Annotated in this window: 13 protein-coding genes; 3 read left to right on the top strand and 10 right to left on the bottom strand. The window is 68.7% G+C overall.

Annotated features, from left to right (window positions below):
• Positions 1-2: 2 nt before the first annotated feature.
• The 4 genes from V2S05_RS07915 to V2S05_RS07900 form a co-directional block, all read right to left on the bottom strand.
• Positions 3-968 carry an ABC transporter permease gene (locus tag V2S05_RS07915; RefSeq protein WP_071641670.1) on the bottom strand — a complete coding sequence of 322 codons (966 nt, stop codon included), beginning with the start codon at positions 966-968 and terminating at the stop codon, positions 3-5.
• Positions 965-1,924: an ABC transporter permease gene (locus tag V2S05_RS07910; protein ID WP_313480026.1), complete on the bottom strand. Its 960-nt coding sequence runs from the start codon at positions 1,922-1,924 to the stop codon at positions 965-967. The genes V2S05_RS07915 and V2S05_RS07910 overlap by 4 nt, the downstream gene beginning before the upstream one ends.
• Positions 1,921-3,591 carry an ABC transporter ATP-binding protein gene (locus V2S05_RS07905; protein ID WP_413634644.1) on the bottom strand — a complete coding sequence of 557 codons (1,671 nt, stop codon included), beginning with the start codon at positions 3,589-3,591 and terminating at the stop codon, positions 1,921-1,923. The genes V2S05_RS07910 and V2S05_RS07905 overlap by 4 nt, the downstream gene beginning before the upstream one ends.
• Positions 3,592-3,665: 74 nt before the next feature.
• A complete protein-coding gene (locus V2S05_RS07900; RefSeq protein WP_413634643.1) occupies positions 3,666-5,435 on the bottom strand; it encodes an ABC transporter substrate-binding protein in 1,770 nt (589 codons plus the stop codon).
• Positions 5,436-6,173: 738 nt separating this feature from the next.
• Here V2S05_RS07900 and V2S05_RS07895 point away from each other — a divergent pair.
• Genes V2S05_RS07895 through V2S05_RS07885 form a run of 3 tightly spaced genes read left to right on the top strand, consistent with a single transcriptional unit; the run spans position 6,174 to position 8,718 of the window.
• Positions 6,174-7,382 carry a fibronectin type III domain-containing protein gene (locus V2S05_RS07895; protein ID WP_413634642.1) on the top strand — a complete coding sequence of 403 codons (1,209 nt, stop codon included), beginning with the start codon at positions 6,174-6,176 and terminating at the stop codon, positions 7,380-7,382.
• 48 nt (positions 7,383-7,430) lie between these two features.
• On the top strand, positions 7,431-7,976 hold the full coding sequence (locus V2S05_RS07890; RefSeq protein ID WP_413634641.1) for a YaeQ family protein: 546 nt from the start codon (positions 7,431-7,433) through the stop codon (positions 7,974-7,976).
• A gap of 37 nt (positions 7,977-8,013) precedes the next feature.
• Positions 8,014-8,718 (top strand): TetR/AcrR family transcriptional regulator C-terminal domain-containing protein, encoded by a 705-nt coding sequence (locus tag V2S05_RS07885; RefSeq protein WP_413634640.1) that lies wholly within the window; start codon positions 8,014-8,016, stop codon positions 8,716-8,718.
• 56 nt (positions 8,719-8,774) lie between these two features.
• On the opposite strand, the gene V2S05_RS07880 is transcribed toward V2S05_RS07885, so the two are convergent.
• From V2S05_RS07880 to V2S05_RS07855, 6 genes are all read right to left on the bottom strand, one after another.
• Positions 8,775-9,350 carry a DUF3618 domain-containing protein gene (locus V2S05_RS07880; RefSeq protein ID WP_413634639.1) on the bottom strand — a complete coding sequence of 192 codons (576 nt, stop codon included), beginning with the start codon at positions 9,348-9,350 and terminating at the stop codon, positions 8,775-8,777.
• Positions 9,347-9,760: a phage holin family protein gene (locus V2S05_RS07875; RefSeq protein ID WP_413634638.1), complete on the bottom strand. Its 414-nt coding sequence runs from the start codon at positions 9,758-9,760 to the stop codon at positions 9,347-9,349. The genes V2S05_RS07880 and V2S05_RS07875 overlap by 4 nt, the downstream gene beginning before the upstream one ends.
• Positions 9,738-10,559, bottom strand: coding sequence for a hypothetical protein (locus V2S05_RS07870; protein ID WP_413634637.1), 822 nt, complete (start codon positions 10,557-10,559; stop codon positions 9,738-9,740). The genes V2S05_RS07875 and V2S05_RS07870 overlap by 23 nt, the downstream gene beginning before the upstream one ends.
• Positions 10,560-10,662: 103 nt before the next feature.
• Complete coding sequence (locus V2S05_RS07865) at positions 10,663-12,135, bottom strand: phytoene desaturase family protein (protein WP_413634636.1); 1,473 nt, start codon at positions 12,133-12,135, stop codon at positions 10,663-10,665.
• Positions 12,132-12,680 carry an SRPBCC family protein gene (locus tag V2S05_RS07860; protein ID WP_413634635.1) on the bottom strand — a complete coding sequence of 183 codons (549 nt, stop codon included), beginning with the start codon at positions 12,678-12,680 and terminating at the stop codon, positions 12,132-12,134. The genes V2S05_RS07865 and V2S05_RS07860 overlap by 4 nt, the downstream gene beginning before the upstream one ends.
• A gap of 115 nt (positions 12,681-12,795) precedes the next feature.
• Positions 12,796-13,641: a transposase gene (locus V2S05_RS07855; RefSeq protein ID WP_413634634.1), complete on the bottom strand. Its 846-nt coding sequence runs from the start codon at positions 13,639-13,641 to the stop codon at positions 12,796-12,798.
• Between the last annotated feature and the right edge of the window lie 14 nt (positions 13,642-13,655).

Here is a 13,655-nt window from a genome sequence, read left to right as displayed (position 1 = left end):
TGTCACTGCGCCCGGGTGCGGACCCGGGAGTCGAGCAGCGCGTAGAAGAGGTCGACGATGAGATTCGAGAGCACGACGAACAGCCCGCCGAGCAGCACGATGGCGATCACGACCGGCCGATCCTGCATGGCGACGCTGGTCACCGCGAGGGCACCGACGCCCTGCAGGCCGAAGACCTGCTCGATCACGATCACACCGCCCAGCAGCAGCCCGATGTCGATGCCGAGCTGGGTGACCAGCGGCGGCATGGCGCTGCGGAAGGCGTGCACGTAGATCACGCGCCGCTCGGTGAGTCCCTTCGCGCGTGCCGTGCGCACATAGTCCTCGCCGAGCACGTCGAGCATCTGCCCGCGGGTGAGTCGCGCGTACACCGCCGCGGTGACCATCGCGAGGGTCAGCCACGGCAGCGCCAGATGCCACGCCCACTGCAGCGGGTCGGTCGCGAAGGGCACGTACCCCGACGGCGGGAACAGGTTCACCCCGAAGCGGGTGGGCAGGTAGTACAGCAGGTACAGGGCCAGCATGCCCAGCACGAAGGTGGGGAAGCTGATGCCGACCAGCGCGAACCCCTGACCCAGACGGTCGCGGACGCTGCCCGGGCGCTTGGCCGAGGCGATGCCGATCGGGATGCCGATCGCGAGCCACAGGACCACCGCGCCGAAGACCAGCGACATGGTCGCGGGGATCCGTGCCAGTACGAGATCGGCGACGGGCAGGCTCGAGCGGTACGAGAAGCCGAGATCGCCCTGCAGCAGGTTGCCGATGAAGATGAGGTACTGCTCCCAGATCGGCTTGTCGAGGCCGAGGTTCGCCCGGATCTGCGCCATGAGCGCCTCGGTCGCCTTGTCGCCGGCGATGATTCGCGCCGGGTCGGAGGGCGTCACGTAGAACAGCACGAAGATGAACACGCTGAGCAGGAACAGCACCAGCAGGCCGAACCCGATGCGCGACAGCAGAAAGCGGATCATGCCCGAGCTCCCTTCGCAGAGGACGGATCGAGCGCGTCGCGAAGACCGTCGCCGACGAGGTTGAACGTGAGGGTCAGCGCCAGCAGGGCGAGGCCGGGCACGAGCACCATCCATGGAGCGACGATGTACATCGATCCGTTGGAGGCGTCGGCGAGCATGTTGCCCCAGCTGGGGGTGGGCGGCACGGTGCCGAGGCCCAGGAACGACAGCGTGGCCTCGAACACGATGGCGGCGGGGATCATCAGCGTCGTGTACACCACGATCGGCACGACCAGGTTCGGCAGCACATCGCGGAACATCGTGGCGATGGGGGACTGACCGAGCGAGCGGGCCGTCTCGATGAACTCCCGCTCACGCAGGGCGAGCACCTGCCCGCGGATGACGCGGGCCAGGCCCGCCCAGCTGAAGAACACGATCACCGAGATCGACAGCTGCAGGCTGGGCCCGAGCACCGACACCGTGGCGATCGCGACGAGCAGGAACGGCACGCTCATCACCAGATCGATGACGCGGCTGAGCACCGTGTCGACCACCCCGCCGAAGAAGCCGGCGGTCATCCCGATCAGGATGCCGATCGCCGAGGCCGCCAGTGACGCGACCACGCCGACCAGCAGCGACACCTGGGCGCCGTAGGCGAGCCGCACCAGCAGGTCGCGGCCGAGCTGGTCGGTGCCGAGCAGGAACTCGCCGTTCGGTGGCACGGGCATGCCGACGGGCGACAGCCCGGTTTCGCGGAACTGCTCGGTGGGACCGTGTCCGGTCCACTGCGCGATCAGGGGCGCGGCAAGGGCGAAGATGACGATGAGCACGATGACGACCGCCGAGCCCACGCTGGCCGGGTCGCGGCGCAGCCGGCGGAGGGTGAGCTGCCACGAGCTCTTCACCCCGGATGCCGCGTCGGCGGCGCCCTTCGCCGGGATGAGCAGGGTCAGGGTCTCTTTCGAGAACGGGCTCATGCGTGCGCCTCCGACGGGGTGGGGTCACCGGCATCGCTGAGCGCGCCGAGGAACGCCGCGGCCAGCAGCTTCTTCGTGAACGGCTGCTGCGGCGCGTCGTAGATGGTCTCTGCCTCGCCGAGCTCGATGATGCGCCCGTGCTCCATCACGGCGATGCGGTCGCACATGTGGCGTACGACGGCGAGGTCGTGCGAGATGAACAGATAGGTCAGCCCGAGCTCGCGCTGCAGGTCGTCAAGCAGCTGCAACACCTGGGCCTGCACCGTGACATCGAGCGCCGAGACCGGCTCGTCGAGGATGATCAGATCGGGGTTGAGCGCGATGGCGCGCGCGATCCCGATCCGCTGACGCTGCCCGCCTGAGAACTGGGCCGGGAAGCGGTTGTAGTGGTCGGGGTCGAGGCCGACCTGCTCGAGCAGCTCGAGGACGCGGCGTTCGCGTTCGCGTGGGGTGCCCACGCCGTGGATGCGCAGCGGGTCGCCGATGATCGATCCGACGCGGCGTTTGGGGTTGAGCGATGAGAAGGGGTCCTGGAAGACCACCTGTACGCGCTGGCGCATCCGCCGCCACTGCGCACCGTTGAGGGTGCGCAGGTCGGTGCCGTCGAAGCGCACGGTGCCCTCTGACGGCGGTACGAGGCCGGCGATCGTGCGAGCGAGCGTGGTCTTGCCGCATCCGCTCTCGCCCACCAGGCCCAGCGTCTCGCCTCGGCGCACCTCGAGGCTGATGCCGTCAAGAACCTTGCGCTCGACGCCGCGCCGCGCCGAGAACGAGACGCTGACATCCGACACTTCGGCGATCGGTGCAGCCGTGACCGGACCGCCCGCGGCGGGGGCGGCATCGCCAGGGGCGGCCTCGGCGAGCTGACCGAGTGGAGCCCGACGCTCGCTCTGCGTGAAGGCGGACGACGCGATCAGGTCGCGCGTGTACGGCTCTCGTGGGCGGCGCAACACCTCGTCACTCGTGCCGACCTCGACCTGCTCGCCGCGGTACATGACCATGACGCGGTCGGCGACACTCGCCATCACGCTGAGGTCGTGGCTGATCATCAGCACCGTCGCCCCGAAGTCCTGCTTCATCTCACCGAGGAGCTGCAGGATCTGCGCCTGCACGGTCGAGTCGAGTGCGGTGGTCGGCTCATCCGCGATGATCAGCGCCGGGTCGAGCGAGAGGCTCATGGCGATCATCACGCGCTGACGCATGCCGCCGGAGAACTGGTGCGGGTAGGCGTCGAACCGCGACGCCGCATCGCTGATGTGCACCTTGTCGAGCAGCTGGATCGCCCGCGCCTTGGCCGCTTGGCGGGAGACGCTCTCGTGTGCGCGGATCTGCTCGACGATCTGCCATCCCACGGTGTACTGCGGATGCAGGCTGGACAGCGGGTCCTGGAAGATCATGCTGATCTCGCGCCCGCGCTTGCGGCGCAGCCGCTCGGGATCGAGTGTCAGCAGGTCCTCGCCCTGGAAGCGCACCGCACCGGAGGTGCGTGCCTGCGGGATGAGACCCATCACCGACTGCACGAGCACCGATTTGCCCGAGCCGGATTCGCCGACGATGCCGAAGAACTCGCCCTCGGCGACGTCGAACGAGACGTCCTTCACAGCGTGCACGTCGCCGCCCTCGGTGGGGATGTCGACCTTCAGATGGGACACCTCGAGAATGGGCATTCGTTCTCTTCTCTTCCGAGTGGGGGCTGCTGCGGCGCGAGCGGGTCGCGCCGCAGCAGCAGGTCGAGCAGCGGCTACTTCGTCAGCCAGACGTTGGCCCAGTCGCCGTTCTGCGCGAGAGCGTAGATCGAGAAGTTCTGCACACGCGCCGAGTGGTAGTTGGCCTTCTTCTTCGCCGCGATGCTGACGATGGGCGAGTCCTTCATGACCGTCTGGTCGACCTGGTGCCACAGCTTGGCGGCCTCTTCGGGCGTGCTGGCCGCCAGAGCCTGGTCGGCCAGGGCGTTCGCCTCGTCGTTGTTGTAGTCGACGTAGTTGTACGCCTGCGGCGTCCCGTCGAAGGTGAACTGCGGCTGGTACACGCTGCGCGCGGCACCGCCGACCCAGTCCGGCGACCAGCCGACCAGCGCGATGTCCCACTCGCCGCCGGACGCGTTCTCGCGGTTGGTCATGAAGTTGGCGTAGTAGTCGGTGGGCGGTACGGGGAAGAGCTCGACGGTGATGCCGGCCTTCTCGAGGCTCGCCTGCACGGTCTGGGCGATGTCGGGCTGCGAGCCGAGGTTGCGGTAGGGGAACTTCAGGGTGAGGTTCTGCACGCCGGCCTTCGCGAGCAGCTCCTTCGCCTTCTCGGGGTCAGCCTTCCCGCTCCCGTCGCCGTACGGGGAGTACTCCTCGTACCCGTTGATCCCGGGTCCGAAGATGCCGTTCGTGACCGTGGCGATATCGGCACCGCCCATGACCTGCACGACGGCGCTCTTGTCGATCGCGTACTGCAGGGCCTGGCGAACCTCGAGCTTCTGCAGCGCGCCGCCGTTGTTGTCGGACATCGTGTTGATCCACATGAACTGGTCGACCCCGCCGTTCTCGAGCGTCGAGAACTTCTCGTCGTTCGCGGCGGTGAGCTGCTGGATGTTCGCAGGTCCCGGCTGGATGTCGAACAGCATGTCGGCGGAACCTGCCTGGAGCTGCTGCATGGCGGCATCCACCTCCACACCCATCGTCATCTCGATGCTGTCGACGTACGCCTTGCGCAGCGGGTCGCTCTTCGCGTTCCACGACGGGTTGCGCGTGAGGGTGAGCTTCACGTCGGGCTTGTGCTCGTCGATCGTGTACGGGCCCGACGAGATGAAGTTGTTGCGGTACTCCGGGGAGTCGGGAAGGTAGTCGAGCACCTCGACGGGGGCCGGGTTGGCGGTCGTCAGGCTGAGCATGGATGTGAAGTCGGATGCCGGCTCGGTGAGGCGGAACACGACGGTCTTGTCGTCGGGCGTCTCGATTCCGGTGATGTCGTTGGCCTCGATGTACTCCTTCATCGCGCCGGCCTCGGGAGCGACATCGGCGAAGCCGTCGCAGAACTGCGCCATGCCGTCGATGAGCGTGATGAAGTAGCTGCCAAGGGCGGCACCGATGTGCGGGTTGCAGATGCGCTTGATGCCGCGCTCGACGTCTTCCGAGACGATCGGGCGGGCGCCGTCGGGCGCATCCCAGGTGGCGCCGTCGCGCAGGGTGATGGTGTAGGTCAGCCCGTCATCGGTCGGCTTGGGCACCTCGGTGGCGAGGTCGCCGACGAGCTTCGAGCGCGTCTCGGCGTCGTTGGATGCCTCGTAGCTGAGCAGCGAGCGGGAGATGACGCGCGTGATGCTGTTCGAGGGCACGTACGCGATCAGCTGCGGATCGATGCGATCGGTGTCGCCGTTGGACAGCACCTTAAGGGTGCCGCCGGTCTGCGGTTCGTCGCCGCCGCCGCCGCCACCGCCACCGGCGGACGAGCAGCCGCTGAGCACGAGCGCGAAGGCTGAGGCGACGATGAGGGGAGCCAGGGGGGACAGCTTCTTGCGGGCCATAGAGTCGTCCTTGATTCTCGGTCGGGTGCCCGCATCTTCGACGGGCGAGCGGTCACGGTCGGGCCGTGGCACGCCTGTAACATAGCACATGTCAGATTGCTACTCGAGAGCCGATCTACCTCCAGCTGTCGCGGAAAGGGATCCTGAAAGCAGATGCGGGCCGAGCGCCATTCGACGTATGAACGATTCGGCATGAACCGTCGAACGGAGGCCCTCACGGCGTTGCTCGTCGATTCATCACAGGCCCCGTCCGTCCGGAGCCGTGCGGGAATCCGGCTGAGGCTCTCCTTCGCAAGGGGTCGATGAGAAGGTGGTATCAGGTCTCGCACCTGCTCAGCCGAGACCGAAGCGGGAGGAATGCGGCTCGCCACCCGAGGCGCCGCGACGGAGTTCGGGCTCATCGTCGCGATGGTCGATGTGGGGACAACGACCATCCGATCGCTCACCCCCGGTCGGTCCGACTGCGACCGGAGGGCGCCTGCCGCCGTGGTGTTCGACGCGTGAGCTCGAACCATGGCGGCAGGCGTGACGGTCTCCACGAGGAGCTCGTGACGCTGCCCCGAGGGCTGCGCCGACGGCAAGGTGCGACTGAGTCGCATGCGGCCATCGCAGGTGTGCGGGGCCGTGCGGGAAAGCGCTCGTGGGCGTTCTCCGCACTCGGCCGGTGGGATGGTGAATCTGAACTTCGTGCCCGCTCGTCGCGCGGCACGGCGAGAGAAAGAGGGACAAATGAGGCGAGTGCCCACCGTGATCGTCAGCGGCATTCTTACCGTGGGGATGATGCTGCTCGGCGCTGGATCCAGTGCCGCGGCCGATGTGCAAGGACCCGCGACGCCGACGATCACCAACGTCGAAGTGAAGCCGACGTCCATCCAACTCGACTTCGGCGCTGATGACGGCGGCTTGCCCGTTGAATCCTTCGAGGTGTACGCCACCGAGCTGTCGACGAACGAGCAGGTCTATCAGGCGTCGAGTGACCGGCCCGGCAGGGCTGGCATCCAGAATCTCACGCCGAACACGGCGTACGAGATCGAGGTGAGGGCGCAGGCCGCCGGCACGACGGCAACAGTCGCTGCAACGATCACTACTCCGCATCACGCACCTGGGCACCCGTTCATCTTCGCCAAAGCCATCCATGCGACTGCTGTCGAGCTGCGGCTGAACGAGCCTGTGGCTGACTTCATCCCAGCTGGTCAAGAGGGCATCGGGCCGATAAGCCAGTACGTTCTCGATATCGCTGCGCGCGATGGGAGCACGTTCGAGCGTCGAACGGTCGATGTGCCGCAGGAGAGCTACTGGGTGGACGGCCTCACGCCCAACACTCGTTACCTCTTCATTCTCACAGCAGTCGGCCCAGGCGGCGATACGTCGAACGAACACTCTTTCCAGACTCCACCTGCGTCGCCGTCGGTATCGATCGAGACCGTGACGCGCGACTCGATCACCGTGCGGGTCACGGACGGCAGCGCGACCGCTCCTGGTCGCGTGCGCCTGGCTGCAGCCCCCGCCGCCGCAGTCGATGAGATCACATACACCCTCAGCCTCACCACGGGTGGCGTCACCGTACAGACGACGCAGCTTGCGCGGCCGGGCCTGCACACCTTCGCGGGACTGCAGCCGGGCACCGCGTATTCGGTCAGCGTCCGCGCATCCAACCAGACGGCGTCGAGTGAATCCACTGCGCTCGCTGTCTCGACAGATGCTGCACCGGTCGACTCAGACAGCACTCCGGGAGCATCGACGAATGTCGACACGGGCAGCGGATCTGTGTCGACTGCATCGCCAGTCGTCGATGCGAGCACCCCGTCGGCGAACCAGAAGCGGACTGACGTGCTCGCGGCGACAGGTTCGGAGGCACCGATGTCGCTGCTTGCGATCGCCTTCGCGCTGGTCGGGGTGGGAGCTTCGACCATCGTGCTCGCTCGCCGCCGGCTCCTCCGGTCCTGATGAGGAGGGCGCCTGCCGCCGTGGTTTTCGACGCGTAAGCTCGAACCCATGGCGGCAGGCGCAACGATCCACACGTTCGATGTGCAGCTCGCCGACGTCGACCGCGGCGTCTACGACGAGCTGAGCCTGCGACTCGCGCGGCATCCGTCCGAGACCGACGCGTACATGCTCACCCGGCTGCTGGCGTACTGCCTCGAGTATGCAGACGGCATCGCGTTCACCGAGGGCGTCGCCGCGACCGACGAGCCGGCGGTGCTCGTGCGAGACAGCACCGGCCGCGTCACGGGGTGGATCGAGGTCGGTGCACCAGACGCCACCCGCCTTCACTACGGCAGCAAGCTCGCCGATCGCGCGGTCGTGTACACCTACCGCGACCCGGCGAAGGTGATCGCCAACTGGGCGGGCAAGACGATCCACAAGGCCGACGCCATCGTGCTGCACAGCTTCGACGCGGGGTTCCTCGATGATGCCGCGTCGGCGCTCGCCCGTCGCAACACCATGACCGTCTCGGTGACCGAGCGTCAGATCTATCTCGAGCTCAACGGCGTGCACCTGAGCACCACCGTGCACGAGCGGCCGATCCGCGCGCTCTGACCAGCGGGCGCCGACTCGCCGAAGGTAGGATCGGGGCGTGGTCGAGCATCCGGAAGACCCATCGCGAAACGGCTCGCGCGGGCGAGGCCTCACCCGCGAGTCGATCGTCACCGCAGCGCTCGCGCAGATCGACGAGGCCGGCGTGAGCGCCCTCTCGATGCGCTCGCTCGCCGAGCGACTCGGCGTCGAGGCCATGTCGCTCTACCGGTACGTGCGTGGCCGGGAAGACCTGCTCGAGGGAGTCGTCGACGTGCTCACCGGCCACCTGATGGACTCCCTCGATGACGAGGTCGCCGAGCACTGGCAGGGGTTCCTGCAGGCGATGGCCCACGAGATGCGCAGGATCGCGATCGAGCATCCTCGCGCCTTTCCGCTCGTCGCATCGCAGAACCCCGCGGCCCCCTGGCTGCGTCCACCCCTGCGCAGCGTCGAGGTGGTCGACGCTTTCCTCGCCGCACTTCTCGACCGTGGCTTCAGCGACGCCCAGGCAGTCGCGACGTATCGCTCGTTCTCGAGCTTCCTGCTCGGCCAGCTGCTGCTCGAAGCCGCCGCGCACGAGACGGCCGATGAGCCCGCGCCCGGCACTACCGCCGAGCAGGGCGGACCGGATGTCGAGGCACGCGCCCCCCAGGTCTTCCGCCTGCGCGAGAGGCTGAGCGAGGACCACAGCCGGGAGGAGTTCGAGGCCGCGCTGGAGTCGCTGCTCGACCGGCTGGAGAACAGCCTCGCGCTGCATCGCTGACAGCGAAGAGCGGGTGGGCTCCGCGTTCGGAACCCACCCGCTCGTGCGAGAACGCGTCAGCTGTTCGTGACGTTGTCGCGGGCATCCTGAGCGTCGTGCTTCACCTCGTTCGCGGCATACTGCGCCTCGTCCTTGACGGCGGCGACGGAGTCCTGTGAGGACGCCTTGACCGAGTCGACCGACGCGGCCAGCGGCTCCTTCAGGTGCTCGCCGACCTCCTTGGCGACGTCGGAGGCCTCATCGATCAGGGGCTGCGCCTGCTCCTTCACGGTCGAGGCGAGCTCCTTCTCCTTCGTCGATGAGGGAAAAAGCGACGCGAGCACGAGGCCCGCGCCGAACGCGATCAGCCCCACGGCCAGCGGGTTGCCCTCCGCCTTCGCCACGACGCGGTCTTTCACGTCGCCGGCGACGTCGCCCGCGTGCGCCCCGGCGCCGGTCACCGACGAGCTGGCATCGTCGGCGGCGCCCATCACCCGGTCGCGCACCGACCCGAACGCGCCCCGCACCTTGCCCATCTGACGGTCGACGATCTTCGACGGCGTGACCTTGTCTGCCAGCGCGTCGACGTCCATACCGAGGTCCTGACGTGTCCGCTCGATGTCCGAGCGGATCTCATCGGCTGAATTGCTCATCGGTTCTCCTCATTTCTCTTCAGCGTGTCCGGGATCTCCTTGAGGGTCTCCACGGTCTGCGGTGCTCCTTCGACCTCCTGCAGCTGGCCACGTCCGACCAGGAAGAGGACCAGGGCGATCAGCGCCCAGATGACCGCGACGATGACGCCCGACCATCCGCCGCCGATGAGGGTGCCCAGCGCCCACCAGAGCGCCATCGACAGGAAGAACACGGCCATCAGCGCGCCGTATCCGGCGGCGCCCATCAGGCCTGCTCCCTTGGCGGACTTCGCCGCCGACTCCTTCAGCTCTGCCTTCGCGAGCGCGACCTCCTGGCGCATCAGGGTCGAGATGTCGCGCGACACCTCCCCGAGAAGCTCGCCGAGAGAGGCCGAGGCGGCTCTCTGCTCAGACGGTGTGGGGTCGGTCATAGCCGTCCTCCCCGCTGGCATCCGCCCTGGTCGAGCGGGTCTGGCTGTACAGCGGCGTCTCCGCAGCCGAGGTCGAGCTGTCGCTCACGGGGGTGGGCACCGAGTGATCCGGATGCACCTGGGGGACCGGGGGCACCGGCGGGGCCGGCGGGGCCGGCGGCACCGCCGGCGCCTGCGTGACCGCGTGTCCCTCGCCCGTCGCGCGCCCCTGGCCGGTCGGGTGCCCCTGGCCGGTGGCGTGCTTCTGGTCGGCCGCGTCGGATGCCAGTGCACGCGTCAGCCGTCCGATGATGACCCCGCCGATCGCCGCGGCGAGGATGAAGGTTCCGGGCTTGCGGCGCGCGTAACGCTTGACCTCGGTCAGCACAGCGCCCGGATCCCGGTCGCCGAGCCAGTTCGCCGCTGCCGACACCCGCCCGGATGCCTGCTGAACCAGGTCGACGGCGATCCCACTGCCGTCTGAGTTGGAGGCCATGGATCCCAGCTCGTCACCGACCGAGCGAAGGCCCGTCGCCAGCCGCTGCTGCTGCGTGTTCGCCTGGTCGCGCAACTCGCGCTGCGTCTGCGCGTACAGGTCCTTCGCCTGCATCCTGGCTTCGCCGACGACGCCTGAGGCTTCGTCCTTGGCGGCACCCAGCACATCCTTCGCGTGCCCGGTCGCGCTGTCCTTGAGATCGGATGCCTCGTGCTTCGCGGCATCGACCTTGCCCTGCGAGCCCGAATCGTACGGCTGCGTGCCCGCGCCGTACGCGGGCGTTCCCGAACCGCTCGGGCTGGTCGTCTCGAAATTGTCCGACATGAGTGCTCCTTTTCGCGGACCGATCGGAGGATCGGTGCCCCATGTCTAGCCCCGGGGGAGCGGGGCGCCAGGCCCCTTGCACACGACTGACTTACGGTGTAAGTCAAGTCGCCAGGTCGGGGAGCTCGCGGATGCCGAACTCGTGCCGCAGCGCACTCACCGCCGCCAGCCAGCCCGGCATGCCCGTGACGCCAGGCCCTGGCGAGGCGGAGGCGGAGGCGAGGTAGACGCCGGGGATCGGAGTGCGCCACGGGTCGGGGCTGAGCACGGGCCTGCGGAACAGCTGCCAGAGGTTGGGAGCGCCCGCCGCGATGTCTCCGCCCGGGTAGTTCGGATTGTGCTGCTCGACCTGCTGAGCGCTGCGCGAGCTCGTTGCAAGGATCGTGTCGCGAAAGCCGGGGGCGAAACGTTCGATCTGGCTGATCACCGCCTCCTTGCGATCCGCCGTGCTTCCCGCCGGCACATGCGTATACGTCCACAGGGTGTGCTGCCCCGCGGGGGCACGACTCGGATCGAACAGCGTCGGCTGCGAGACCAGCACGTAGGGATTCTCGGGGAGCCGTCCGCGGTGCACCTGATTCTCGGCATCGGCCACCTCGGCCCGTGTGCCGCCGACGTGCAGCGTGCCGGCACGATGCAGCTCGGAATTCGTCCACGGCACCGGCTCGCTCAGCGCGAAGTCGACCTTCGCGACGCCGTCGCCGTAGCGGAAGCGCTGCAGCGCCCGCCGGTAGCCCGACGGGATGACGTCGGCTGCGAGGCGCACGAGCGCTCTCGGCGTGACGTCCAGAAGCGTGGCCCACGCAGCCGGCAGATCGCGCAGCGACTCGACCTCATGATCGAGCACCAGCTCACCGCCGTGGCGGCGGAGGTCGTCGACCATGGCATCCGCGATCGCCTGACTGCCGCCGACCGGTATCGGCCAGCCCTGCGCGTGCGCGTAGGTGGTGAGGGCCAGGCCGGCGCCGGCACCGGCGATGCTGGGCTGGGCGAGGATCGTGTGTGCCGCGACGCCGGTGAGCATGGCGGGCGCGACATCGTCGCGGAAGCGCGCATTCCAGGCAGGGGTGCCCTGCTCGAGAGAGCGCAGACCGAAGAGGATGGCCGTGAGCAGGTCGCGCGGAATGCGCAACAGGGAGGAACCGGTGAAGTCCGCCACCCGGGTGGCCCGTTCGACAAGCGGTCGGAGAAGTCTCGCGTACGCTCCGCCGTCGACGCCGAGTGCGTCGGCGGTGCGGTCGAGGTCTCGATAGGCGATGCCGGCCCGACCGCCGTCCATCGGGTGGCCGAATGACACATCAGGGGTCACGAACTCCACACGATCGCGCAGCCCGAAGTCGCGGAAGAAGCGCGACTCGAACGCCAGCGGATGCACGGCCGAGCAGACGTCATGCTGGAAGCCGGGCAGCGTGAGCTCGCGAGTGGCGGCCCCGCCACCGGGCCGGCTCCCGCGCTCGTAGACGCGCACGCGGAGCCCCGCCCGGGCGAGCGTCACAGCAGCGGCGAGACCGTTCGGTCCGGCCCCGACCACGACGACGTCGAGGTCGTCCCCGCCGGTGCGACGCCGGTCGGTCACGATTCCCGCGCCTCTGCATCCGGAGCCGGCGACGGAGCCGGTCCCGGTGACGGAGATGGCGCCGGAGCCGGTCCCGGTGACGGTGACGGAGAGCCGCGCCGGGCTCGCACGGCCGCCCTGCCCTCGGAGAGGTAGGCCAGCCGGTGCAGGGTCTCGGCGTTCCGCCAGCGCACCAGCGCGTCCATGATCGGACGCGGCACGAACCGGCCGGGTCCGGCGACGGGCTCCTCCTGGATGCGAACGATGCAGTCCTCGCTGTGAGGTCGCAGCTCCAGCGTCACCCGGGCCTCGCCCATCGGCCATCCGCGCGCCCGCACCACCATCGTGCGCGGCGGGTCGTACTGCTCGACGATGGTTCGATCGTTGATGAGCATCGGCCACACGCCGAACGAGTGGTGCAGCTCAGACCCCTGGGCGGGCCAGGTCGAAGCCACCGCGCGCATGCGTGACGCGCCGACCACCCACGCGGGGTACAGCCATCCGTCGCTCAGAACCTCGAACACGTCCTCCGGTGTGCAGTGCAGCACCCTCACGTTGCGTGCCATCAGTCGCTCCTCACAGGTATGTCCAGATGACAGCGCACCGCAGCGTCGGGATATCCGGCAGGGCCGTGACGTCAGGCATCGTCGCGGGTATCATCTGCACACCGACCGATCCGCCTCACAGCTCGGCGAGCGCCTGCCGCGCCTTTTCGACACCGTCAGCCGCCGCCGTCGTCTCCGCACCGGTCTGCCGTCTTCGCTCGGCGGCGGCACAGGCATCCGTCCTCGCCTGAGTCGCCTCCTGACGCGTGCGTTCGAGCTCCTTCTCGAGCTCGGAGATCCGCTCGGTGAGCTCGTCGACCCGCTCCTCGGCTGCGTGCAGGTCGTCCTCTGCACGCCGCGCCGCGCGCTCTGCGCCGGCATGAGCCTGCTCCGCCTCCCGCAGGACGCGTTCGGCATCCCGTCGGGCTCGCCGGGCCGCCACCTCGTCGGCCGCGGGCTTGGGGGCGACCGGGGCGTCGGGCGGTCCGGCGGCGACGACCGCCCCGGGGTCGAACGACCCGGTCGGCTCGATGTCGCGCACCAGACGACCGGATGCCACGGCCGCGGCCGCCCGCGGATCGAAGAACGCCGCCGAGATCGTCTGCCGCACCGCCTCGAGCGTGGCATCCGTCACTCGCCCGCCCCGCGCGGTGGCGAGTGACGCCGCCTCGGCTGCCAGCTGGCCGGTCAGCGCCCGTCGCTGACGCCCGAGCTGCGAGAGAGTCGCGGCGTCGAGGTCGTCCTGGGCTTCGCGCAGCTCGGAAGCGAGCTGCAGCGCCTGGCCGAGCCGCGCGCTGCGCTCGCGGGCGAAGAGGTTGACCACCCATGCGGCGACGCTCGGCTTGCGCAGAGCGCGGACCGCCGCCGCGAGTGCGGGATCGCCGACGTCCTTCGCGTGCGCGTTGCGCGAAGCGATGAACTCATCCGGCGACCCTGCGTACAGCTCGGCGGCGATTCTTTCGAGGTCACCCGCTTCGCCCATGCGAGCGACCCTAT

Source organism: Microbacterium sp. OR16 (assembly GCF_047306725.1).
Taxonomy (GTDB): Bacteria; Actinomycetota; Actinomycetes; order Actinomycetales; family Microbacteriaceae; genus Microbacterium.
Note: the sequence above shows the minus strand (reverse complement) of the source record. Positions and strands in the feature narration are given on the sequence as shown.